The following is a 22,648-nucleotide window of genomic DNA, read 5'->3' as shown; positions in this document are numbered from 1 at the left end:
GGAAGCCTTGGTTCAGGGCGCTCTCTCCCTTCCCCGCGTTGTCACTGACGAGAGGACAGTATGTCTGATCTGAGCAACTTTGGCTTTGTGCTGCCGCACTGGTTCTACTGGGGTTGGCTGGCGGTAATGCCGCTGCTGATGATGGCGTGGGACCGTTGGTCCAGTAGCCGTGGCGTGCAGGCGATTGACAAGAATGCCCTGGCAAACGAGAAGCTTCAGCAGATCGAAGCCGAAATGTCGAAAACCATCGAGTCGGATTACGCGAACTGGTTTACCCGGATCATCGACTGGATCAGCGAAAAATCTGGCGTGTTTATTTCCTTCTGGACCGTAAACGCCGTTGTTTTCTACTTTTTTGAAGTGGTTATGCGCTACATCTTCAATATGCCGACCATCTGGGTGCATGAGGCCAGCTTTCTGCTGTTCGGCATGCAGTACCTGCTGGCGGGCGCGTTTGCCCTGCTGCATGGTGCCCATGTGCGGGTCGACGTGATCTACAACCTGTTGCCCGTGCGGGGCCGGATCGGCATGGATATCTTCACCTCCATGTTCTTCTTTATGTTTGCGCTGGCACTGGTGATTACCTCCTGGACCTTTTTCCAGAACTCCTACTCGATGGATGAACGTACCGTCGAGACCTGGGGCATCCAGTACTGGCCGGTCAAGGCCATGATGCTGCTGGGGGCTGTTCTACTTACCTTGGCGGGCCTGTCCAAACTGATCAAGGACATTGCCCTGTTCGTCAAGCTTGGCCGGGAGCAACACGCATGACTACCACTACAGTGAACAATCCGGGCCAGGGCAACCTCAAAGGCAAGCTTGGCACCTGGCTGATGATTCTGGCCACCGCTGCGCTGGCCTTTGTGATGTTTGTCGAGTTCGTCAACATTCTGTTCTACGACCCGTTCAGCGATGAGAAATTCCTGTTCAAGCTGGCCGGAAGCCTGGCCGATGTGAACATCGGGCCGCTCACCTACCTGATGTTCGGCTCCCTGTTGGTGGCTTTGATGATGGGTCTGCCACTGGCGTTTGTTACCGGTGGTCTTGGGGTTGCCTTCATTTATCTGGTGGGCGACTCGCTGATGCTGAACATCATCCCCAGCCGCATCTTCCCGATGATGACCAACTCGGATCTGGCCGCTATTCCGCTGTTCATCTTCATGGCGGCGATGCTCGAACGGGCCGGGCTGATCGAGGAGATGTTCAACGTCGTCTACAAGTGGATGGGTGGTGTTGGCGGCGGCCTGGCCATTGCCACTATTGTGGCCTCTACTATTCTTGCAGCGATGGTCGGGGTTATCGGTGCGGCGGTCGTGACCATGGGTATCATTGCCCTGCCGGCCATGCTCAAACGGGGTTACGACCACAAAATCGCCCTTGGCTCCATCATGGCGGGCGGCACCCTGGGTATTCTCATTCCGCCCTCGATTCTGGCGATCCTCTATGCCGTGGTTGCCCAGCAATCGGTGGGTGAATTGTATCTGGGGTCGGTGATTCCTGGCGTTCTGCTGTCCAGCCTGTATGTGTTCTATGTCTGGATCCGGGCGAAGCTGAACCCCGAACTCGGGCCTCCCATTCCCAAGGAGGAACGCATCGGCCTGAAAGACAAGCTGCTGCTTCTGAAAGACCTGATTGCGCCTCTCATTCTGGTGTTCCTGGTGCTTGGCCTGCTCTTTGGCGGCATTGCCACACCGGTTGAGGCGGCCGGCATCGGCTCATTTGGCGCCATTCTCGTGGCCATGAAACACAAGGTGTTCACCATCGCGACTCTGCGGGATGCCTCGGTGACCACCGCGAAGGCTTCCGCCATGGTGCTATGGATCATGTTTGGTGCCTCGGTGTTTGTAGGTTTCTACATTCTCCAGGGTGGTCAGGACTTTATTACCGAATCCATTCTGGGCACAGGCCTACCGGCCTACGGCATCCTGTTCCTGCTGATGGTGTTGTTGGTGGTCCTGGGCATGTTCCTGGACTGGGTCGGCATCCTGCTGCTGGCGGTGCCTATCTTTATCCCCATTGTGGAAGCCCTGGAGTTCCCGGGTCTGTTTGGCCTGCCGGGCGTGTCTGGTGACGACGTGGTGCTGTGGTTCGGGGTGTTGTATCTGGTGAATATGCAGATGTCGTTCCTGAGCCCGCCCTTCGGCTATGCGCTGTTCTATATCCGCGGCGTGTGCCCGCCGGAAATTTCCATGGGCACCATCTTCAAGTCATCCCTGGTGTTCCTGGCCATCCAGGCCCTGGGCGTATTCCTGTGCATTGTGTTCCCGGCCATCACTACCTGGCTGCCCAATCTCGCTTATGGCTAACCAAGAGGAGTAAATCGTTATGTTGACCATTCATCGTCTCGACCTGTCTGATGCACGCATCCTGATTGAGGGTGCGGCGGCCAAGGCCCGTGAAATCGGAGTGCCCATGTGCATCGCGGTGGTGGACGAGTCCGGCACGCTGATCGCCTTTGAGCGTATGGACGGGGGCAAAGTGACCAGTGTTACCATCGCACAGGACAAGGCATATACCGCTGCGGCCGCGCGCAAAGCGACCCATGACTACAATGCCGCCAATGTGCCGGGCAACCTCGCCTTCGGTATACATACTGAAGTGGGCGGTCGCCTGAGCACGGTAGGCGGTGGCCTGCCGGTGATGGTAGACGGTGAAGTGGTCGGCGGTATCGGTCTCAGCTCGGGCACTCCACAACAGGACATGGACTGTGCCCAGGCTGGCATCGACCATTTTGAAAGCAAACGCCAGTAACCGGTGCCTCTTATGAATACTCAATCCCGTATCAGCAAATCCCGGCTGGCGGAGCAGTTCCGGGCCTTTATTGACCCGGACTTCGTCATCACCGATGACGAAACCCTGAAACCTTATGAGTGCGATGGCCTGGCCATGTACCGGGAAATGCCCATGCTGGTGGTGCTCCCGGAAACCGTGGAACAGGTGCAGCGGGTCATGCGCATTTGCCACCAACACGGTGTGCCGGTGGTGGCCCGTGGTGCCGGTACCGGTTTGTGTGCCGGTGCCATGCCGCATAAGGAAGGGGTTGTGCTTTCGCTGGCCAAGTTCAACCGGATTCTGAACATTGATCCGATTGGTCGCACCGCACGCCTGCAGCCGGGTGTCCGTAACCTGGCGATCAGTGAAGAAGCCGCACAGTATGGTCTCTATTACGGTCCGGATCCTTCTTCTCAGATCGCCTGCACCATTGGCGGCAACGTGGCCGAAAACTCCGGTGGCGTGCACTGCCTGAAGTACGGCCTGACCGTGCACAACATCCTCAGTGTGGAAATGATCACCGCCGAGGGTGACCGGGTAACGGTCGGCAGCGATGGCCTGGACAGCTACGGTATGGATCTGCTGGCGCTGCTCACCGGCTCTGAAGGACTGCTGGGCGTGGTCACCGAGGTGAAGGTGAAACTGCTGCCCAGGCCGGAAGTGGCACAGGTGATCATGGCGGGCTTCGACAGCATCGAGAAAGCGGGCGACGCGGTGGGTGGCGTGATTTCCCACGGCATCATCCCCGGTGGCCTGGAAATGATGGATGGTCATGCCATTGTCGCGGCCGATGACTTCTGCGGTGCCGGGTATCCCCGGGATGCCAAGGCCCTGCTGCTGTGTGAAGTGGACGGCACCGAAGAGGAAGTGCACGAACACATCGCAGAGGCCGAAGCGCTGTTCGGTAAGCTGGGCGCGACCTCCATTCGCACCTCACAGAGCGAGGAAGAGCGGGCTCTGCTGTGGAAAGGGCGCAAGTCGGCCTTCCCGGCGGTGGGGCGGATCTCGCCGGATTATTACTGCATGGATGGCACCATTCCGCGTCGCTATCTGGCCAAGGTATTGCTGGAAATGGAAAAGATGTCAGAAGAGTTCGGCCTGCGGGTGGCGAACGTGTTTCATGCGGGCGATGGCAACCTGCACCCGCTGATCCTGTTTGATGCCAACGTGCCAGGCGAATTTGAGCGCACCGAGGCGTTCGGCAGCAAGATCCTGGAACTCTGTGTGGAGGTGGGTGGCTGCATCACCGGTGAGCATGGCGTGGGCGTGGAGAAAATTCGCCAGATGGCGGTGCAGTTCAATGATGACGAGCTGCAGCAGTTCCACGATGTGAAAGCGGCCTTCGACCCCACCGGAATTCTGAACCCGGGCAAAGGGGTGCCCACCCTGAAATTCTGTCAGGAATACCGCTCCATCGAGCACAAGCAACACAAGCACGAAGAGGCGGACACTGCCCATGGCTGATCAGATCCAAACGATACAGGAGCAGGTGCTCAAGGCCCGCAGTAACGGGCAGAAACTCAACATTGTCGGCGGCGGCAGCAAGTCCTTTATGGGGCGCCAGAGCGATGCTGATGCCAGCATTCTGAGCCTGGCCGAGCACACTGGTGTGGTGGAATACCATCCGGTAGAGCTGGTGCTGACGGTACGTGCCGGTACCACCCTGAAAGAAATTGAAGCGGTGCTGGCGGAGCAGGGCCAGTGTCTGCACTTTGAGCCGCCGCATTTTGGCCGCGCATCCACCATCGGCGGCACAATGGCCTGCAACCTGTCCGGCCCGGCCAGACCCTGGGCGGGATCGGTGAGGGATCAGGTGCTGGGTATTCGCCTGCTGAACGGCAAGGGCGAACACCTGCGTTTTGGTGGCCAGGTGATGAAAAACGTGGCGGGATATGACGTTTCCCGTTTGCAGGCCGGCGCCATGGGAACGCTCGGGGTGATCACCGAAATCAGTCTGAAAGTCATGCCGAAGCCGGCGGCCACCGTTACCCTGGTGCGGGAGATGGCCATGGACGAGGTGGTGGAATACATGAACCGCCGTGCCGGTGAGCCCAAACCCATCACCGGTGCCTGCTGGGTCGATGGCAAGGTGTACCTGCGCCTGGCCGGTGCAAAATCAGCGGTTGAGGCGACCGCCGAGAAGTGGGGTGGCGAGGTTATGGCTGAGGGTGACCAGTTCTGGCGAGAGGTTCAGGACATGCGGCACGGCTTCTTTGACGATCCGGAAGCACCTCTCTGGCGGTTCTCCCTGGATTCCACCGCCAGAACGCCGAAGCTGGACGGCCCCTGGATGATCGACTGGGTTGGCTCCCAGCGATGGTATCGCGGCCAGGCCTCACTCAGCGATCTGGAGCCACTGGCTCGCGCTGCCGGTGGTCAGGTCAGCCTGTTCCGGGGTGGTGATCGCACTGCCGAAGTGATGCAAAGCCAACCCGAGGCGTTGAAAACCATCCAGCGCCGCGTGAAACACTCGTTCGATCCCGACGGCATTTTCAATCCTGGCCGTCTCTATAGCTGGTTGTAATTATGCAAACGAATCTGGTTCAACAATTTGCCAATGATCCCGAAGGTCAGGAAGCGGAGGAGATCCTCAGGGCCTGTGTGCATTGCGGTTTCTGCACCGCAACCTGCCCAACCTACCAGGAACTGAACGACGAGCGGGACGGGCCCCGTGGCCGCATCTATCTGATGAAGATGTTCCTGGAAGGCGGCGAAGTGACCGAGAAAACCCGTGAACATCTCGACCGCTGCCTGACGTGTCGAAGCTGTGAAACCACCTGTCCCTCCGGCGTGAAATATGGCCGTCTGGTGGATATCAGCCGTGGTTTGATGGAGAAAGAGCTGCCGCGTAAGCCGCAGGAAAAATGGCTGCGCTGGGCGCTGACCCGCTTCCTGCCGGATCGCCGGCTGTTCGGGTTGATGCTGCGTCTGGGCCAGGCCTTCCGGCCGGTCCTGCCGGAAAAACTGCGCACCAAGGTGCCGCCCCGCCGGCACGCAAGCCCCTGGCCCTCGTCGAGCCACAGCCGTGTGGTTCTGGCCCTGGCCGGCTGTGTTCAGCCGTCGGCTGCGCCCAATACCAACGCTGCCGCCGCCCGGGTGCTGGACAAGCTCGGCGTGACCATGGTGGAAGCCCCCGAGGCCGGATGCTGTGGCGCGGTGAACTACCATCTTTCCGAACATGAGCGCGGTCTGGAACAGATGCGCCGCAACATCGATGCCTGGTGGCCCGCCATTGAAGCCGGAGCCGAGGCCATCATCATGACCGCGTCAGGTTGTGGTGCCATGGTCCAGGATTACGGCCATCTGCTGAAAGATGATCCGGTCTACGCCAACAAGGCAAGGAAGGTCAGCGAGCTGTGCACTGATCTCGGGGCGTTCCTGTTGAAGGAAGACCTGGAGCCTCTGAAGGCCAGTGCCCAGGCTGGCAAGGTGGCGTTCCACTGTCCGTGTACCCTGCAGCACGCCATGAAACAGAATGGAGTAGTGGAGCAGGTGCTCACCAAAGCGGGAATCGACCTGGCGGCCACCAAAGACAAGCACCTGTGCTGTGGCTCGGCGGGTACCTATTCCATTACCCAGCCGGAGATGAGCCAGAAGCTGCTGGATAACAAGCTCAAGGCGTTGACGGTGGAGAACCCGGTGCGGATTGTCACGGCCAACATTGGCTGCCAGTTGCACCTGGAGAGCAAAGCAGACGTGCCGGTGAACCACTGGATCGAGTTGCTGGACCGCTGACCCGTTCCTGAAAGTGGCGCTGGTTTTCGGTATAGTCCCCAGCGCCTGTCCCGCTGCCGTGATGGCAGCGGGAATGTTGCGATAACTCTTTCACAGGATGTGATCCCATGCCAAGGAGACTGGCCCTGAGCCTGCTTTTCGTTGCCGCGGCAGCGCCCGTCACTGCCGAAATCTACCGTTGGACCGATGCCAACGGGTCCATTCACTTTTCCGATACGCCTCCCAGGCAGCTGCGACATTCCAGTGTTTCGGTGAAACCACCGGTGACCGTCCCCATGGGCGAAAACATCCGCCAGGCTGACCGAGTGCGGCAAAGCCGGGCCGAGGTGAGTCGCCTGCTGGCCCCCGGCAGCACGGATCGCTACGCCCAGGCCAGAGAGGCGAAAAAGCAGGCGGCACAGTGCGAGAAATATCGGAAGCAGCTGGACCGGATTCAGGGCCAGTTGCGAGCCGGCTACAGCAATGATCGAGGCAATGGCCTGCGCCAGAAACGACGCAAGCTCAGTCAGCTTTATAGCCGGGAGTGCGTGCTCGATTAGGCCTGAGTAGCTGAGTTCTGCCCGGGCTTCGGAAACCGCGCATTGTGGTTTCTCCTTGATTATTGTTAGCTATCTACCTAGTCAGCGGAGGTAGCCCTTGTCTCATTTTCAGCTCGCGTTATTACTTGGTATGACCGTCGCCCTGGGGCCTCTGGCTCTGGATGCGTATTTGCCAGCGTTCCCCGATATTGCCGACGGATTTGGTATTCCCCACGCGGATGTGGGCCTGACTCTGAGTGCCTATGTCGCCACCCTTGGTCTCGCCCAGCTGGTGGGCGGGCCTTTGTCGGATCGCTATGGTCGCAAGCTGATACTTTTCGTTGGACTGACCATTTTCGCCATTGCCGCGATGATGATTGCTGGTGCTGATACCCTGGCGGAGTTGGTGGGCTGGCGGATCGTGCAGGGCATCGGCGGTGCTTTCTGTGCGGTCTCGGTGCCGGCGATTGTCCGGGACCAGGTGGGCGGACAGGAAGCCGCGCGCCTGTTCGGCCTGATTGGCCTGATCATGTTTATTGCCCCGGCTGCGGCACCTTCACTCGGTGCGTTGATGCTCGCGCTCGGCGATTGGCACTGGATCTTCGTATTTCTGGCCGGCTACGCGCTCTTGCTGGCGGTCGTGCTGCAAATTGCCCTGTTTCCCAGGTTGAAACCCAGGCCCCAGGCCACGACGCCGGTGAAAACTCTGGTGACCAACTACCTGCTGGTGCTTCGCCACAGCACAACCATGCGCTTTATCGGTATTCAGGTGATGTGCTTCAGCACCATGCTGCTGTTCATTACCCACTCGTCGTTTATCTACCAGGAGTGGTTCGGTCTGTCGAACGCCAGTTTCTCCATGCTGTTCGCGGCCAATATCGGATTGATGGCGGTGCTGAATCTGGTCAACCGGCCGCTGTTGCGACGTTTCCCATCGGTAATCCTGTTGCGGGTACAGGTCATGCTGCAGTTCCTGATGCTGGTCGGGCTGGTTACCGTGGTAATTCTGGACGGCCCGTTCTGGGCGGTGGCGTTGTTCATCATTGGCGCCATTGGCTGTCAGGGCGGGATCGTGCCTAACAACATGGCCAATGCGCTGGAGTTCTTTCCGCATCTGGGCGGAACCGCCGCCGCTATGCTGGGCGCCTCTCAATTCACCCTGGCCGGAGGGATCAGTGCGCTGTCATCGGCCTTCGGAGGTGATGCGCTGCTGCCCATCGTGCTGAGCATGCTGGCCTGCTCGGCTGGTGCGGTGGTGCTGGCGGCCGGAGCGCCAGCCGCTATTGCCCGGGAAAAGGCCAGGGCCGAAGCCCAGGCCTGATACCGCTCAGGGATTGCGGCGCACGTTGACCAGTAACGGGCTACCGGTGGCCGGGTCGTGAATCAGATCGCAGCTGACGCCGTAGAGTTCCTGCACCAGCTCCGGTGAGACAATCTCCGCCGGAGCGCCCTCCTCAATAATGGTTCCATTTTTCATGGCCACCATATGGTCCGCATAGCGACAGGCACTGGCCAGGTCGTGCACCACCATGGCGATGGTCTTGCCTTGTCCGCTCAGCGCCCGGATTAACTCAAACACCTCAATCTGGTGACCCAGATCCAGAGCCGACGTGGGCTCATCCAGCAGCAACAGCGGCGTTTGCTGGGCCACCGCCATGGCAATCCAGGCCCGCTGTCGTTGCCCGCCAGAGAGGGTGTCCAGTGCACGGTCAGCCAATCCGGCAACATCGGCGGCCTGTATCGCCTGATCGAAGGCCCGTTGGTCTTCTTTCGACCACTGTGTCATCCAGCCCTGATGAGGCTGGCGGCCAAAGCGTACCAGGTCGGCAACGGTGAGACCTTCCGGGGCGGTGTTGTCCTGGGGTAGCAGGGCCAGTTTCCGGGCGACTTCTTTGGACGGCAGGCGATGGATATCCTTGCCGTCAAGAAGCACCGAGCCGCCCTTGGGCGTATGAATCCGGGCCAGACCATTCAGCAAGGTGGATTTTCCGCAGCCGTTGGGGCCCACGATGGCGGTGACCTGGGCCGTTGGCAGATGAAGGCTCAGATTCTCCGCTACCACAAACTGACGGTGCGCCAGGGTGATGTCGTCGGCGGCAAGGGTCGCGGTTTGGGGTTGGCTCATGTCAGGCTCCGTGGCGAAGGTCTCAGCAGTATCCAGAGCAGGTAAGGGCTGCCGACGATGGCGGTAATGATGCCTACCGGAATTTCCAGCGGCGCAAACAGCGTGCGGCCTAACAGGTCGGCAATCAGCATGAAGCTGGCGCCCGCCAGGGCCGCAGCCGTGAGCGGAACCTTGCCCGGGCGGCACAGGGCCCGGGCAAGCTCCGGCGCCAGCAGGGCAATCAGGCCAACCGGCCCGCAGACCGATACTGCCAGGCCCGTGAGCATCACCGACAAACCCAGGCCGATTATGCGGGTGGCTTTCAGTCGGGTGCCCAGGGCAATGGCCACCGCATCCGTGAACTGCAAGGTATTGAGGGCCCGGCTGAGACTCATAAGAACCAGGTAGCCGGCCGCAAGGCCCATTCCGAGTACCAGCACACTCTGGCCGGAACGGGCATTCAGACTGCCCACGGTCCAGGGATAGGCCGCATTGGCGGCATCAATCGCCACCCGACTGAGCATTACCTGGGTAACAGCGCCCGCGATGGCGCCAATGCCAATTCCGGCGACGATAAAGCGATAGCCGCGGGTACCATTGGCGCCCGCCAGACCAAAGGCGATCGCCGTGGCGGCTGCCGCTCCGGCCAGAGCCATGGCTGATGGCGCCAGCGATAGCCCCACACCCACTACCGACGCGACGGCAAAGGCGGTAGCCGCGTTATCGATGCCGATAATGCCCGGTGTCGCCAGACGGTTACGGGCCAGGGTCTGCATCAGGCATCCGGCCATGGCCAGCGCCGCGCCACTCAGTAGTCCCGCAATTACCCGGCTCAGACGAAGCTCGTTGATCACGAAATCGGTTATTGGGTCTGCGTTACCGGCTAATGCCCTGAGGGTATCGAACAGGGAAACCTGCACGGTACCGGTGGCCAGCGAGATGATGGTTGCCAGGACTAACAGCCCGAGCAGGGCGGTATTAACCAGAGCGTTACGTTTGTCCGGCATGGCGAATCCTGCGGTCATAGCGAAGGCATCCGGCCGGCCCGGACAATGGCCAGCAGCACCGGAGCGCCAATCAGAGCGGTAACCACCCCCAGAGGCATTTCGGCGGGCGCGGCAATCAACCGGGAAACCACGTCGGCACCCAATACCACGGCAGGGCCAACAGGCACACACAGCCAGAGGGTCTTGCGGATATCCGGGCCAGAAAAGGCCCGGGCAATAAACGGCACCACCAGCCCCACAAAGATCAGCGGCCCGGCCAGGGCCGTTGCCGAGCCCACCAGAAGAGCAACCGTGAGGGTGATCAGGAAACGGATTCGCCCCGGGTGATGTCCCAGCCCAACGGCCGCCTTTTCGCCCAGGGCCATGGCTGCCAGTGGTCGTGCCACGGTAGCCATCAGAACCAGCGCGAGTGTGATGGAAGGAAGCGTTGCCCAAAGTATGGATAAGGGTTTGCCGGCCACGCTGCCGGTAATCCAGAAGCGAATCTCATCGGCGGCTCGCTGGTCTATCAACATCAACATGGAGGTCAGCGCCAGCAGCAGTCCGGTCAGGGTGGCCCCGGCCAATACCAGGCGCACAGGATCATTGCCCAGCCCCTGCACCCGGGTGGCGGCGATCACCAGGGCGCAGCCGGCCAGCGCCCCGAGCTGGGCGACCAGAGTGGTGAGTGTGGCTGTGGTGGCTCCCAAGAGGATGGCCAGGGCCACTGCAAAGCCACTGCCAGCGCTGACGCCCAGCAAGCCAGGCTCGGCGAGCGGATTGCGGGTCATGGACTGGAGCAGGGCACCAGCCAGGCCCAGTGCGAGGCCGGTGACCAGGGCAATGATGGTGCGGGGTAGCCGAAGTTCGGTGACCACAAACCAGGCTTCCTCAGTGCCATTGGCCATCAGCGCCGCAATGGCATCGCTGGCAGACACCGGGCCGGCGCCATAGAGCAGGCTGGCCAGTACCACCAGCAACAATAAAAATCCCGCAGCCAGAAGCGGCGGGAAAAAAGCGCGAGACGCAACCACGCTAGTCGGGGATAGAGCGTTTAACATTGGGCGCTTCAGGGCTGAATGGCCGTGACCGCAGCTTCGATGTCATCAAGAATGGCCAGTACCGCCAGAGGTCCGGTAGCGCTGGTCCAGAGTTGCCCGCTGACGGTGATCACCCGGTCGTGTTCAACCGCATCCAGGCGGGCAAAGGCCGGGGATTGGCGGGCTGCCTCCAGTGCTTTATCGCCATCTGCATTCAGTGTCGCCAGGAATACCCAGCTTTGATCCATGCTGGACAGGTTCTCCAGGCTCAGTGGTTCGCTATGGGGGCGACCTTCTTTAACCAGATCATTGTCATCTATCCGGAAGCCTACTGCCTGAAGAATCGAGGCCGAGAACAGGCCTTCCGCCATCACCAGGGGGCCCTGGGGCATCCAGCGAACCAGGGTGGCATCTCGCTGGGCTTCCGGGATGCGGGCCTCCACAAGGGCGGCAACTTCGGCAATGCGTGATTCGACTTGGGCAATCACCTGCTCAGCGGCTTCTTCCCGCCCCAGGGCTTTGGCGAACAGGCGGGTTTCCCGTTCCCAGCTGTCTGATTGGAACATGGGAACATCTGACACGATCACCGGCGCAATCCGCGACAGCAACTGGTATTGCTGCTCATTGGTGCGTGGCGCCGCCAGAATCAGATCGGGCCGGACGGAGATAACCGCTTCAATATTGGTTTCGGCCGGAGCGCCCACAATAGCGATATCACCCGCCCGGGACTTGATGTAATCGGCAACGTCGCTGCCGCCACGGGTAATCACTGCGCCCACTGGGTTGGCATCTACGGCCAGTGTCGTGTCCAGGGCACCCTCATACAGTGTGACTACTCGCTCTGGCTGGCCGTTGACCGTTACCGGGCCATAGGCCGTTTCCACAGACCGGGTATCCGCGAGACTGGCACCCACGCCCATGGCGGAGAGAGCCAGTACGGCAATGGAACGGAGAAGCGTCTGTTTAGGGGGGTGAGTGCGGCATGTCATGGTCAGTGCGCTCCGGCAGCGGGGTGTTAGATAGCTTGCAAATTTTAATGGAAAATAATGATAATGGTTCTCGTTAAGGTTTTAAAGTGATAAATTGGAACGGTCAGTTGCAAATAATGGAACCAAATCATGTATGACTTGCAGGAGCTGGAGGCCTTTGTGTCCGTGGTGCGTACTGGCAGCCTGACCGCCAGTACCCTGGATCTGGGACTACCCAAGTCCACTCTCAGCCGCCGGATTCGGCAACTGGAGGAGAATGTGGGGCAGCCACTGCTGTTGAGGCAATCCCGGAAGATCGTGCCGAACGATGCCGGGCGTGTGTTCTACCGCTATTGCAACGACATTCTCGAGTTGGTGGTGCAGGGGCGGGAGGCACTGGACGAACTCAAAGCCGAGGTAACCGGCAAGCTGGAATTGCGTTGTCACGAATCTTTTGTGCGTGGCTGGTTTTCCGGGGTGGTTGAGTCCTTTATGGCTGACCATGACGACCTTCGTGTTGCGATTCACACCCAGAGGAACCTGCCGGAAGCGGTCGAGGACGGTGTGTGTATCTGGCTGGGCGAGGCCGGTGAGACAGCGCTGCGCCACGAGGTGCTCGGTGTGCTCAAACAGGGTATTTTCGGTAGCCCGGCCTATTTCCGGCAGCACGGCAAGCCGGCTTCACCGGGAGAGCTTGCCCATCATCCCTGGGTGGATCTGCTGGGTATGGCAGACACCGGGGTGATACTGCATCACTCCCGCCAGGGCAATTTTCCGCTGTCGCTACCGGATCGCCGGTTTACCGTGGATCAGTTCAATGTACAGGGTGACGCCATTGCAGCGGGCCGCGGCCTGGGGTTGATGCCGGCCTGGCTGGTAGAGCGCCGGCTGACGGCTCACCCCGGTAGCTTTCAGTCCTGTTTACCGGACTGGTATGGACCCGACCTGCCAGTAACCTTGCTTTATCCTCATGGTGTTCTTCCCCGTCGGGTGCGGGCCTTTATTGCTCATTTACGAAGCTGTATCCCGGAGGAATGGACGGGGGGTGCTGGAACTGCCACACAGGCTGTTCCGAAAAGCGGAACGCATCATTCCAACACCTGAACCCTTGCGTTGTGTTAATGTTCACGCCACTGATAATGATTCGCAAATGCGAAAACTGATACATCGTGAACGTTGCACAACACAAGGAGTTATTCATGCGCCGTCGTTTTCCTTTGCTGGCGTCAGCAGTTGCCCTGGCCAGTGCCAGCACCGCGAGCCTGGCCCAGACTGAGCCCGTTGAGCTGGGTGAAATTGTGGTGACTGCGGCTGGTTTCGAGCAGAACATCTCGGATGCGCCTGCCAGTATTTCGGTGATCTCTGGCGAGGAGCTGGCGAAGAAGTCCTACAAGAGTATTGTCGATGCGGTGAATAGCATCCCGGGAGTGTACGTAACCGGTGGCGGTGGTGCGCAGGACATCAGCATTCGGGGGATGCATGACAGTTACACGCTTTATCTGGTCGACGGCCGGCCGGTCTCAGCGGGGCGTTCGGTAAACACCAACGGCCAGGACGGTGGCAAGCAGATTGCTCTGCCGCCCATTTCCATGATCGAGCGGGTTGAAGTCATCCGTGGCCCGATGTCGTCGCTGTACGGTTCTGAAGCCATGGGCGGCGTCATCAACATCATCACCCGCAAAAACCGTGGTGAATGGGCGGGCACTATCTCATCCGAGTACACCAAATCCCTGAACGATGTCAGCAACGACAGCCGGCAGACCAGCCTGTTTGCCGGCGGCGCACTGGTGGAGGATCTGCTCAGTGCCGAAGTGAATGCCGCCTGGGGGGGTGACGATGAGAGCGATTTTGCCGGTGCCGATGACTCCGCACGCAGTACCCCGGAAAGCAAGCGCAAGCAGGGTGGCGCCAAGCTGATTCTGACTCCGGATAGTCGCAACGAATTTGCCCTGAGTTACGACAGCTCCCGTCTGGAAGAGACCAGCACACCCGGCAAGAGTGTCGCAGAGGATGAAACCGGCTCAAACTACATCTACGACAAAGATGTATACGTGCTGTCTCACGCCGGCAACTATGGCGATTGGTTGACCCGGAGCTTTATCCAGCACGACCTGTCCGAGCGGGTACAGGATCAGACCAAGAAAGAGAAAGTATCCATGCTGGATACCCAGGCTACACGGTTCTGGGGCGACCATGTGCTGACAGTGGGTGGCCAGTACAAGAAGGAAAAGCTGACCGACGAAACCAATGGTTTGCTGACATCCAACATTCCAGGCGCCGTACGCAGTGTTGATCGCTGGATCGCTGCGGTGTACTCAGAAGTGGAGTGGGGGCTGACCGAGAAGTTGTCGGTGACCACAGGGCTGCGCTACAACGACGATGAGCTGTTTGGTGGTGAGTTTTCACCAAGGGTTTACGCACTTTACGATCTGACGCCAGAGCTGACCCTCAAGGGTGGGGTGTCTACCGGGTATCGTCAGCCGGGTCTGGCCGATGTGACCGAAGGCTTCGGCCGCGGCACTGGCGGCGGTGGCTCACCTGCGCCGCATCCACGGGCATTGATCATCGGCAACCCGGAACTGGATCCGGAATCCAGTATCAGCTACGAGGCGGGTATGGTGTTTGATAGCCGGGCCATGGGACTGAACGCCAGCGTGATGCTGTTCCAGACCGATTTCAAAGACAAGATTGCCGAGGACCGGCTTTGTGAGTCTCCCAGTGGGGATCGCGATGACCCGGCCACCTGGACCTGCAGCTTTCAGGGCAACGACTACCTGTTCCTGAGTACCCGGGCCAACATCGACGAAGCCGAAATGCGAGGCGTCGAACTGACGCTGGATTACCGGCTGACCGACTCGGTCACTCTGAATTCCAGCTACACCTACACCGATTCTGAACAGAAGACCGGCGAGTACAAAGGCGAACCGCTGAACAAAATTCCTGAGCACATGGCTAACGCCAACCTGGACTGGCAAGCGAATAACCGGCTGAATCTTTGGTTCCAGGCCAACTATCGTGGTGAAACCAGCGATTACCTTGGCCGCCGTAGCATGTCAGATGGCACGCCGGGTTACACGCTGATGGATGCCGGCTTGCTTTATCAACTGACCGATTCTGCCCGGGTGACCGCGGGTCTGTACAACCTGGCTGATAAAGAAATCACCAATGATGACTATGGCGTGGTGCTGGATGGCCGTCGCCTGAACCTTGGCCTGGCGGTCGACTTCTGAGGATAGTAACCATGACTTCAATGAAACGGATTATGGCTTTTGCTCTGGCTGGCATGACCCTGACCGGATGCGCGACCACGACGGAAGTAACCGGCCCAACCGTGATCAGCTACGATCACGGTGCACTGGACACCTTGCTGGAGCTGGGTCTGGAAGAAAAGGTTGTGGCCATTCCGCACCAGAGCCTGCCGGATTACCTGGCGGACCTGGGCGCAAGGCTGCCGGATGCAGGTGGTCTCAAGACACCCGACCTGGCATTGGCCACTGACCTGAAACCAGGATTGGTACTGATGACCGGGCGCCAGGGGGCGGAAGCCCTTACGTCCTTTGCGAAGGTGGCTCCAGTACGTGATGTCACGCTGGAGGGGGATGGTCTTCAGGCAGCGGTGAATGACCGTGTGCTCAGCCTGGCTGGCTACTACGGCCTTGAAGAGGCGGCTGGCGCAGAGCTGGACGCGCTCTGGCAGCACGTCGAGGCGCAAAAGGCGACGTTGGCTGACGCAGGTACCGTTACCGTGGTGACCCATAATAACGGTAACTTTTCACTCCGGCAGGAAGCATTAGTCTACGAACTGTTGGCATTGACGCCAGCGGCTGTACCAGACAGTGTGCAGCCGGTGATGCGTGGAGAGCGTACCTTCTATCCGGTGACGGCCGACGTTCTCGCGCAAATGGCGCCGGATACCCTGCTGGTGGTTGATCGCAGCGCCGCGATCGGGGCTGAACCGCTGGCGCCGGAGACGTTGAAAGCTTCGTTGGCCGAGGCGGGTGTGTCTGCCGAAGTCGTGGTGCTTAACCCAGGCCTCTGGTACCTGTCCGGTGGCGGCTTGCAGAGCGTACGGCTGCAAGTGGACGAAGTGGTGAACGCGGTGCGGTAACTTCCGCGCAGCAGAATCTTAAGGCCTGCCGGCAAACGCCGACGGGCCTTTTTTGTTTGCGCCGCTTTGGTCAATAATGCTCGGCTATGAAACTGATCCTCAGCAGAAAAGGCTTCGACAGTTCCGCAGGTGGCTGTCCCAATCCGGTCTTCCCGGATGGCAGCTGCCTGGCGCTGCCCATTCCGGACGACCAGTCGCCCATTCGCTATAGCCAGGTCCGGCGCCACGGAGAAAGCATTGGTTCGCTGGTGTCGCAGCTTACCGGGCAGCAGGCGTTTTCCAGACGTGGTGCGCATCTGGATCCCGATGTTATCGAAAGTGCCTATCCCCGGCTGCCAGGCTGGCGCCCGGTGCTTGGCCAGCACAGTTCGGCCCAGGCGCACCTGGCCAATCATTGCATTGGTCCTGGTGATCTTTTTCTGTTTTTTGCGCTGTTCCGACCGGTGGAACGTTATCGTAAACGATGGCGCTTTGTGCCAGGTAGCCGACCGTTTCACGCTGTCTGGGGCTGGTTGCAGGTGGCAGACGTCTGGCCTCTGGGTGACGTGCCGTCAGTACCGGAGTGGGCGCGCTATCATCCACATCTGCATGGCGAGCGATCAGTACGGAACTGTCTCTATGTCAGCGGCGACAGGCTTCAGATTCCAGGCTTGCGTGAGGATTTGCCAGCTGCTGGAGCCGTGCAGGCTTTGTCAGACCAACACCGGCTGACCGCGCCCGGAGCTGCAAAGGTCACGGAGTGGCGATTGCCGGCAGCCTTCATGCCCCAACCTGGTAAGTCGTCCCTGAGTTATCACCACAATCCGGAACGCTGGCGCCTGGAGGATTCCGGGGAATACTGCCGCTTAAAGTGCGCGGCACGTGGTCAGGAGTTTGTCCTGGACCTGGAGCAGTATCCGGGAGTCAGTGAATGGTTGCTGACCCCGGGACTGCTCTCTTAAAAGGTGGTGCTTAGCAGGTAGGCCGTATAGCCCACGAAGATGGCCAGCAGCCCAACACCTTCCACACGATTGATACGCCCGGGCCCGCGAAATCCATAGCCTAGCACAAACAGGGCGAGGGTCAGGCCCACCATCACTGGAATATCCCTGATCAAGACTTCATTGGCCACCGCCATGGGGGCAATGGAGCCGGCAATACCGACCACGGCCAGGGTGTTGAACAGGTTGGAGCCCAGAATATTACCCAAAGCCAGATCATGCTCGCCCTTGCGGGCCGCAATGATTGAAGAGGCCAGTTCCGGCAGGGACGTGCCAATAGCCACAATGGTCAGGCCGATCACAAGGTCACTGACGCCAAAGCGAGTGGCTAGGTCGACCGCCCCCCAAACCAGAACGTGGGAGCTGATAATCAGCAGAACCAGCCCCACCACCAGCCAGAGAATCGCCTTGCGAATGGGCATGGGATGAGCGGCAAGCTCGGCATCCATTTCGGTGGCGAAGGCATCATCGGTTTTTCTCATGCCAGACCAGATGCTCCAGCCCAGTAACAGGGCAAACAGCACCAGCAGGCCGGCCGCATCCAGCCGGCTGAGTTCGCCATCAAACAGCAGCCAGGCCGCCGCCAGGGTAACCAGGGCCAGAATCGGCAGTTCCTTGCGCATCACCTGAGAGTGCACGGCAATCGGGGCGATCACGGCGGTGATACCCAGAATCAGGGCGATGTTGGTGATGTTGGAACCATAGGCATTACCCAGCGCCAGTCCCGGGTTGTCCTGAGAGGCCGCCAGCGCGGAAACCACCATCTCCGGTGCCGAGGTGCCAAAGCCAACCACCACCATACCGATCAGCAATGGTGGCATTCCGAAGTGGCCGGCCGCAGCGGCGGAGCCCTCAACAAAGCGGTCTGCACTCCAGACCAGAAGGGCAAGACCGGCAAGAATGGCGAGAGAAGCAATCAGCACGTTGTTGGCTCCCAGGTTGATGTCGGAGTATTTGACGGCAATCGCAGTGGCCGCACAATTACACAGAACTACCTATCAGCCAGTGGCAATTCAGGCTCTCTTGAAACTGGCCAGGGCCACCGCTGCGGTCACGAACAGGCCACCAAAAACCCGGTTCATTTGCCGCTGGCGCGCAGGGGTGGTCATGAACCGGAACAGCTGGCTGGCGAGAATGGCATAGCCTACCATCACCAGGATATCGACAAAGATCAGCGTGGCCCCCATGGTGGCCAGTTGAGGGCCGTGGGGCGCGCCCGCCACCAGAAACTGAGGGAACAGGGCAATCAGGAAGATGGTGGCCTTCGGGTTGGTGAGGTTTACCAGAGCTCCGTTCCAGAACTGTTGTCTTGGACTGAACGCGGAGAGGTCCGCCCGGGATGCTTCAATAGGTGGCTCCCTCCATTTCTGGATGCCGAGCCAGATAAGGTAAACCACGCCAATCCATTTGATCACTGCCAAAGCAGTATTGGAGGAGGCGACGATTGCGCCCAGCCCGGCGCCTACCAGCACGATCTGTGCGCCGTAACCGAATTGCTGACCGGCAATGGTGGGCAGAGATTTACGCACCCCGTAGCGAAGCCCGCTGCTCATGGAATTCACCGCGCCGGCGCCAGGCGAAATACTGATAAAAACAGCTGCGACCAGAAAGGTCAGCCAGACAGTGAGTGTCATTGCTTACGCTCTTGCTGAATCCGAAGATGTTATACTAGCCGCCACAAAACACCGGCCAGAAGAGGAGACTGTGACATGGCCAGAAAACGGGCGAAAGCCACGCAGCATAGTGCTGTGCAACGTGAATTGAGAACGCCAAAATACCAGATGCGTGTGGTTGAGGACAAAACCAAATACAAGCGCAGCCGGGACAAGACGGTTCGGTCGGAGGGCTTTCGCAAAGCCGCTTGAAAGTGGTTTTACGAAAGCCTTTCATACCCTCCTATCCCGGACAGTTAGTGCCAGTCGTCGCTTGCTGGTTGTCATAAAAGCTTCATGAATAGCCCCTGGGTCGCTGTTATCCTGTAGTGTTTACTGACATGGAACACGGCAGGAGCCGCACAGGATGAGAATCATCGCCTTCTACAGCCCCAAGGGCGGGGTTGGAAAGACCGCCGCTGCGGTCAACACCGCTTACCTGGCCAGCCGGGACAATCTGAGGACCTTGCTCTGGGATCTGGACCCACAGGGGGCCTCCAGTTTCTACCTTGCCGGAGCAGAGCCCGTGAAGGGCCGGAAACTCTCCAAACTGCTGGAGGGGAAATCGCCTATTGCCCGCTTTATTCACGAAGACGTTTATCCCAACCTGGATTTTATCCCCGCCCATTCCAGCTTTCGAAATTTCGACATCAAGCTCGAACAGGAGCACGATGGCAACGCGTTGAAAGACCTGTTGGCACCTTTGTCGGAAGACACCAGTCTGGTAATTCTGGATTGCCCGCCCACGTTATCCCGGCTTACCGAGCAGGTGCTGGATGTGGCTGACAAGGTGTATGTACCGGTGGTACCCACCTGGTTGTCCCTGAACAGCTGGGATCAGTTGAAAGACTTTGTAAAAGATAAAAAACTCGGTGTTAAGAAGCTGCGTCCGTTCTTTTCAATGGTGGATAGGCGTAAGAATCTGCATCGGGATGTGTTGGCAAGGGGAACGGAGCTGCTGACGAATCCGATGCCGGTCGCCGTTCCCTATGCCAGTGTGGTGGAACGAATGGGGGAGGAGGGGCAGCCTCTGGAACGATTGGCGCCTCGCAGTCCTGCAGCCGAGGAATACCGGAAAATATGGCAGGCGATTCAGGCCGATCTTGGTCTCAGCCGGAAACGAATGTTTCGCTAGTTTGTTCAGCCTTCAGGGAAGGTTGCTCACATGTACAACGTAGCTTTTACTAAGCCGATCATGCAGTAGCCGGCCGCGCAGAAACGCATTGACCAGCCAGATGCCTTTCCAGAGCAACGCGGTGGTCACAACGAATGTAAAAATGCGCCCCAGGCTGTGGCGTTTTGATAGCGGCATCAGTTCGCGATTGACCACTTTGAGCCCAAGCAGTTTTTTCCCGGGGGTGGCCTGCCAGCGTGACCCCTCGAAGAGCAGAGCCGCCAGTGGGTAAGTTGCCGGAGCTAAAATCCATAGAGGCAAGCCCGCTTTACCCGTAATGGCGGTTAACAGGAATTGGCCAATGGCCAGAGCAACTGCTATGGCAATCGTATCCAGTGCAAACGCCAAAGCCCGCATTCGGTAGCTCGCCACTGGGGTATCTTCAATCGGTGGTGGTGCCGCGGTGCTACGTCCGCCCCGGATAAACCGAAAGATTTTTTCGCCGGGAACGGGTTTGGCCGGATCAATATCCGTCTGTGGCGGCGGTTCGGTTTCAAGTGTGAGCTTTGTGTTTTCGAGGGACTCGGGCTTGTTGTCCGTGTTGTCGAAAAAAGGCTTGTTGTCTGGAGGAGGCTCATTGACCTGAAGTGGTTGCTGTCCCGCAGGCTGACCCGGGAATGGGTCAGCGTTTGGCGGTGGCGTGTTGCCAGAGTCATTCAGCGGTTGAAACAGTTTTGATGCCGCAGAGGGTTCTTCTGGCGTCTGTATCGGCTCTGACGGCGCCGGCTCACCAAACTTGGGAGCCGGGTGCTGGTTCTTTGGTTGTGCGCTGGCCAGAGCCTCTTTGTAGGCCTGATGCAGGCGCTGGAAGGCTTCAGGGTGTTCGTCGGGTCGGGTCTGTTTCAGAAGCCTGGCATAGGCTTTCTTGATGGCCCGGACATCGTCGGTAGATTCCAGCCCGAGCTCAGACCAGGGCCACATCAGAACCAGTGCTCGCTTTCCAGCTGATCCAGCATGTCTTTCATATAGGTCTGTGCTTCCTCTATCTCATGAGGAAGCTGCCGGTCCAGAGCGTAATGAAAGCGATCGAGCAATTTGCCAACAAACTCTCGCCGGTGGTCCAGACTCGATTCGTAGAGGCGTTCCGCCCTTGCCACGAGCATCCGGTTCTCTTCACCGTCCCGGGGATGGAACTTGAGCCCGGCGAGTTTAGCTCTGGCGGCCTCTTTTTCAGCGTCACTGAGAGCTCCCGGGGCACGTTCTATAACCAGTTGTTTGTTCACTCCGGTGGAGACCACTGTAACATCCACTTCCAGAATGCCGTTGGCATCGTAGCTGTAACGCACATCCACAGCTTCAACGCCTTTGGGGCCTTTTGGTACCCGGACCTTTATCTCACCCAGGAATATGTTCTTGTTTATGTTCGGGCTTTCGCCCTGGTAGACCTTAACACCCACCACCGACTGGTTGTGGCTTGCCGTATAGAGTCTTCGAACGATACTGATTGGAACCACGCAGTTGCGTTCAATGATCGGAAAGTAGCTGAGTTCATCGACATAGGGTTCATTGAAGGCAGCCGTACCCAATGTGAACGGGCAGACATCGGTCAGCACGATATCGTCCAGGGCTTCGTCCCGCATTACCAGTCCGGCCTGGATGGTGGCGCCCATGGCAACCACAGTATCCGGATCAATATGGCAGGAGGGCAGTCTGCCGAACATACGCCCGACCATGGCGCGGAAAGGAGCCAGCCGGGTTGACCCGCCCACCAGGATGACATCGTCTATGCTGGCTACGGGTATCTTTGCATCACGCAGTGTTCTTTCGATAGGTGCCTTGGCGCGTAGCAAAAGTGGGGTGCAGATTTCGATAAACCAGTCCTGGGTTACTTCGAATTCCACCGTTTTCTTCCCAAGCGTCAGTGTGAGCGTTTGGCCCGGCCCCAGCTTGCGTTTCGCACCCTCCATCTGGAGATACAGGTTCTGCAGATCAAGGGGTGGAATAGCTTCCTGGGACAGGCCGTTGCGCGCCAGCACATCCGCCACCATGACGTCGACAAAATCCTCGCCACCCAAGTGGTTATCACCGGCGCTGGCATGAACTTCCATAACACCGTCAAAATATTCGAGCAGGGAGACGTCGAAGGTGCCGCCACCAAAATCCAGAATCAGGAACATGCCTTCCTGCTTTTCATGCAGACCATAGGCAATCGCGGCGGCTGTGGGCTCGTTAATCAGGCGCTCCACCTTCAGGCCGGCAAGCTCTGCGGCTTGTCGGGTTGCCTGGCGTTGGTTGTCGCTGAAGTAGGCAGGAACACTGATGACGGCGCTGGATACCGGTTCTCCGAGAAAGGCCTCCGCGTCTTCTTTCAGAGACCTTAGAACCAGCGAAGACAGTTCCGTCGCGTTGAACCCCATGCGGCCAAGAAAAACGGTATGGTCCGTACCCATCAGTCGTTTGAACGTGGCCACGGTACGATCGCTGTGATTGATCAGACGTTGCCTGGCGCCCCGGCCGACAAGCAATTCGTTGTTGGTGTCAAGGCTGACCACGGAGGGTGTCAGGATTTCGCCAAGGCGATTGGGAATTAGTTTTACGCCGTCTTTCGTCCAGACGCCGCAGGCACTGTTGGTGGTGCCAAGGTCGATACCAATGGTTGTCATTGTACGTC

General features: G+C 59.1%; 22 protein-coding genes. 14 read left to right on the top strand and 8 right to left on the bottom strand.

Annotated elements, in window-relative coordinates:
* Positions 1-60: 60 nt before the first annotated feature.
* The 8 genes from OZ656_RS17130 (at position 61) to OZ656_RS17095 (ending at position 8,346) form a co-directional block, all read left to right on the top strand.
* On the top strand, positions 61-771 hold the full coding sequence (locus OZ656_RS17130; RefSeq protein ID WP_014422555.1) for a TRAP transporter small permease subunit: 711 nt from the start codon (positions 61-63) through the stop codon (positions 769-771).
* Positions 768-2,306, top strand: a complete 1,539-nt coding sequence (locus tag OZ656_RS17125; protein ID WP_014422554.1) for a TRAP transporter large permease subunit — start codon at positions 768-770, stop codon at positions 2,304-2,306. Before OZ656_RS17130 ends, OZ656_RS17125 begins: the two co-directional genes overlap by 4 nt.
* A 19-nt stretch (positions 2,307-2,325) precedes the next feature.
* Positions 2,326-2,751: a heme-binding protein gene (locus tag OZ656_RS17120; RefSeq protein ID WP_278350542.1), complete on the top strand. Its 426-nt coding sequence runs from the start codon at positions 2,326-2,328 to the stop codon at positions 2,749-2,751.
* 12 nt (positions 2,752-2,763) lie between these two features.
* The gene (locus OZ656_RS17115) at positions 2,764-4,236 is read left to right on the top strand and encodes an FAD-linked oxidase C-terminal domain-containing protein (protein ID WP_278350543.1); all 1,473 of its coding nucleotides are present in this window, start codon (positions 2,764-2,766) and stop codon (positions 4,234-4,236) included.
* The gene (gene glcE / locus OZ656_RS17110; RefSeq protein WP_153740588.1) at positions 4,229-5,296 is read left to right on the top strand and encodes a glycolate oxidase subunit GlcE; all 1,068 of its coding nucleotides are present in this window, start codon (positions 4,229-4,231) and stop codon (positions 5,294-5,296) included. The genes OZ656_RS17115 and glcE overlap by 8 nt, the downstream gene beginning before the upstream one ends.
* Positions 5,297-5,298: 2 nt before the next feature.
* A complete protein-coding gene (gene glcF, locus OZ656_RS17105; protein WP_228224037.1) occupies positions 5,299-6,507 on the top strand; it encodes a glycolate oxidase subunit GlcF in 1,209 nt (402 codons plus the stop codon).
* Positions 6,508-6,614: 107 nt separating this feature from the next.
* Positions 6,615-7,046 (top strand): DUF4124 domain-containing protein, encoded by a 432-nt coding sequence (locus OZ656_RS17100; protein WP_153740590.1) that lies wholly within the window; start codon positions 6,615-6,617, stop codon positions 7,044-7,046.
* 97 nt (positions 7,047-7,143) lie between these two features.
* Positions 7,144-8,346 carry a multidrug effflux MFS transporter gene (locus OZ656_RS17095; protein WP_278350544.1) on the top strand — a complete coding sequence of 401 codons (1,203 nt, stop codon included), beginning with the start codon at positions 7,144-7,146 and terminating at the stop codon, positions 8,344-8,346.
* Positions 8,347-8,352: 6 nt separating this feature from the next.
* Here the strand turns inward: OZ656_RS17095 and OZ656_RS17090 are convergent, their stop codons facing one another.
* Genes OZ656_RS17090 through OZ656_RS17075 form a run of 4 tightly spaced genes read right to left on the bottom strand, consistent with a single transcriptional unit; the run spans position 8,353 to position 12,144 of the window.
* Positions 8,353-9,150, bottom strand: coding sequence for an ABC transporter ATP-binding protein (locus OZ656_RS17090; RefSeq protein WP_153740591.1), 798 nt, complete (start codon positions 9,148-9,150; stop codon positions 8,353-8,355).
* On the bottom strand, positions 9,147-10,154 hold the full coding sequence (locus OZ656_RS17085; protein WP_286715572.1) for an iron chelate uptake ABC transporter family permease subunit: 1,008 nt from the start codon (positions 10,152-10,154) through the stop codon (positions 9,147-9,149). Before OZ656_RS17085 ends, OZ656_RS17090 begins: the two co-directional genes overlap by 4 nt.
* A complete protein-coding gene (locus OZ656_RS17080) occupies positions 10,151-11,176 on the bottom strand; it encodes an iron ABC transporter permease (RefSeq protein WP_278350546.1) in 1,026 nt (341 codons plus the stop codon). Before OZ656_RS17080 ends, OZ656_RS17085 begins: the two co-directional genes overlap by 4 nt.
* An 8-nt stretch (positions 11,177-11,184) precedes the next feature.
* Positions 11,185-12,144 carry an iron-siderophore ABC transporter substrate-binding protein gene (locus OZ656_RS17075; RefSeq protein WP_227548872.1) on the bottom strand — a complete coding sequence of 320 codons (960 nt, stop codon included), beginning with the start codon at positions 12,142-12,144 and terminating at the stop codon, positions 11,185-11,187.
* Positions 12,145-12,273: 129 nt separating this feature from the next.
* On the opposite strand from OZ656_RS17075, the gene OZ656_RS17070 reads away from it, so the two are divergent.
* The 4 genes from OZ656_RS17070 to OZ656_RS17055 all read left to right on the top strand — a co-directional run bounded on the left by OZ656_RS17070 (position 12,274) and on the right by OZ656_RS17055 (position 17,172).
* Entirely contained in the window at positions 12,274-13,227 is a 954-nt protein-coding gene (locus tag OZ656_RS17070) for a LysR family transcriptional regulator (RefSeq protein ID WP_278350547.1), read from the top strand.
* Positions 13,228-13,322: 95 nt separating this feature from the next.
* On the top strand, positions 13,323-15,353 hold the full coding sequence (locus OZ656_RS17065; protein WP_278350548.1) for a TonB-dependent receptor domain-containing protein: 2,031 nt from the start codon (positions 13,323-13,325) through the stop codon (positions 15,351-15,353).
* 11 nt (positions 15,354-15,364) lie between these two features.
* A complete protein-coding gene (locus OZ656_RS17060; RefSeq protein ID WP_153740596.1) occupies positions 15,365-16,231 on the top strand; it encodes an ABC transporter substrate-binding protein in 867 nt (288 codons plus the stop codon).
* An 86-nt stretch (positions 16,232-16,317) separates the two neighbouring features.
* Positions 16,318-17,172: a hypothetical protein gene (locus tag OZ656_RS17055; RefSeq protein ID WP_199451831.1), complete on the top strand. Its 855-nt coding sequence runs from the start codon at positions 16,318-16,320 to the stop codon at positions 17,170-17,172.
* Here the strand turns inward: OZ656_RS17055 and OZ656_RS17050 are convergent.
* A complete protein-coding gene (locus OZ656_RS17050; RefSeq protein WP_199451830.1) occupies positions 17,169-18,134 on the bottom strand; it encodes a calcium/sodium antiporter in 966 nt (321 codons plus the stop codon). The two genes, OZ656_RS17055 and OZ656_RS17050, sit on opposite strands and share 4 nt — an antisense overlap.
* Before the next feature lie 90 nt (positions 18,135-18,224).
* Entirely contained in the window at positions 18,225-18,845 is a 621-nt protein-coding gene (rhtB, locus tag OZ656_RS17045) for a homoserine/homoserine lactone efflux protein (RefSeq protein WP_113879266.1), read from the bottom strand.
* Positions 18,846-18,920: 75 nt separating this feature from the next.
* Here rhtB and OZ656_RS17040 point away from each other — a divergent pair, with 75 nt between their 5' ends.
* Positions 18,921-19,076, top strand: coding sequence for a hypothetical protein (locus tag OZ656_RS17040; RefSeq protein WP_022990772.1), 156 nt, complete (start codon positions 18,921-18,923; stop codon positions 19,074-19,076).
* A gap of 154 nt (positions 19,077-19,230) precedes the next feature.
* Positions 19,231-19,998, top strand: a complete 768-nt coding sequence (locus OZ656_RS17035; RefSeq protein WP_153740599.1) for a ParA family protein — start codon at positions 19,231-19,233, stop codon at positions 19,996-19,998.
* A 12-nt stretch (positions 19,999-20,010) separates the two neighbouring features.
* Here the strand turns inward: OZ656_RS17035 and OZ656_RS17030 are convergent, their stop codons facing one another.
* Together OZ656_RS17030 and OZ656_RS17025 are read right to left on the bottom strand one after the other, a co-directional pair.
* Positions 20,011-20,958, bottom strand: coding sequence for an RDD family protein (locus tag OZ656_RS17030; protein ID WP_153740600.1), 948 nt, complete (start codon positions 20,956-20,958; stop codon positions 20,011-20,013).
* The gene (locus OZ656_RS17025) at positions 20,958-22,640 is read right to left on the bottom strand and encodes a molecular chaperone HscC (protein WP_153740601.1); all 1,683 of its coding nucleotides are present in this window, start codon (positions 22,638-22,640) and stop codon (positions 20,958-20,960) included. Before OZ656_RS17025 ends, OZ656_RS17030 begins: the two co-directional genes overlap by 1 nt.
* Positions 22,641-22,648 lie beyond the last annotated feature (8 nt).

This window comes from Marinobacter sp. LM1 (assembly GCF_042763285.1).
Classification (GTDB): domain Bacteria; phylum Pseudomonadota; class Gammaproteobacteria; order Pseudomonadales; family Oleiphilaceae; genus Marinobacter; species Marinobacter nauticus.
This window is presented reverse-complemented; position numbering and strand designations above follow the sequence as displayed.

Coding starts and splice junctions, on each gene's coding strand:
- OZ656_RS17030 (WP_153740600.1), bottom strand. CDS start 20,958: ATGTGGCCCTGGTCTGAGCTCGGGCTGGAATCTACCGACGATGTCCGG.
- OZ656_RS17115 (WP_278350543.1), top strand. CDS start 2,764: ATGAATACTCAATCCCGTATCAGCAAATCCCGGCTGGCGGAGCAGTTC.
- OZ656_RS17085 (WP_286715572.1), bottom strand. CDS start 10,154: ATGACCGCAGGATTCGCCATGCCGGACAAACGTAACGCTCTGGTTAAT.
- rhtB (WP_113879266.1), bottom strand. CDS start 18,845: ATGACACTCACTGTCTGGCTGACCTTTCTGGTCGCAGCTGTTTTTATC.
- OZ656_RS17065 (WP_278350548.1), top strand. CDS start 13,323: ATGCGCCGTCGTTTTCCTTTGCTGGCGTCAGCAGTTGCCCTGGCCAGT.
- glcF (WP_228224037.1), top strand. CDS start 5,299: ATGCAAACGAATCTGGTTCAACAATTTGCCAATGATCCCGAAGGTCAG.
- OZ656_RS17035 (WP_153740599.1), top strand. CDS start 19,231: ATGAGAATCATCGCCTTCTACAGCCCCAAGGGCGGGGTTGGAAAGACC.
- OZ656_RS17060 (WP_153740596.1), top strand. CDS start 15,365: ATGACTTCAATGAAACGGATTATGGCTTTTGCTCTGGCTGGCATGACC.
- OZ656_RS17125 (WP_014422554.1), top strand. CDS start 768: ATGACTACCACTACAGTGAACAATCCGGGCCAGGGCAACCTCAAAGGC.
- OZ656_RS17070 (WP_278350547.1), top strand. CDS start 12,274: ATGTATGACTTGCAGGAGCTGGAGGCCTTTGTGTCCGTGGTGCGTACT.
- OZ656_RS17075 (WP_227548872.1), bottom strand. CDS start 12,144: ATGACATGCCGCACTCACCCCCCTAAACAGACGCTTCTCCGTTCCATT.
- OZ656_RS17090 (WP_153740591.1), bottom strand. CDS start 9,150: ATGAGCCAACCCCAAACCGCGACCCTTGCCGCCGACGACATCACCCTG.
- OZ656_RS17100 (WP_153740590.1), top strand. CDS start 6,615: ATGCCAAGGAGACTGGCCCTGAGCCTGCTTTTCGTTGCCGCGGCAGCG.
- OZ656_RS17120 (WP_278350542.1), top strand. CDS start 2,326: ATGTTGACCATTCATCGTCTCGACCTGTCTGATGCACGCATCCTGATT.
- glcE (WP_153740588.1), top strand. CDS start 4,229: ATGGCTGATCAGATCCAAACGATACAGGAGCAGGTGCTCAAGGCCCGC.
- OZ656_RS17025 (WP_153740601.1), bottom strand. CDS start 22,640: ATGACAACCATTGGTATCGACCTTGGCACCACCAACAGTGCCTGCGGC.
- OZ656_RS17055 (WP_199451831.1), top strand. CDS start 16,318: ATGAAACTGATCCTCAGCAGAAAAGGCTTCGACAGTTCCGCAGGTGGC.
- OZ656_RS17080 (WP_278350546.1), bottom strand. CDS start 11,176: ATGTTAAACGCTCTATCCCCGACTAGCGTGGTTGCGTCTCGCGCTTTT.
- OZ656_RS17040 (WP_022990772.1), top strand. CDS start 18,921: ATGGCCAGAAAACGGGCGAAAGCCACGCAGCATAGTGCTGTGCAACGT.
- OZ656_RS17130 (WP_014422555.1), top strand. CDS start 61: ATGTCTGATCTGAGCAACTTTGGCTTTGTGCTGCCGCACTGGTTCTAC.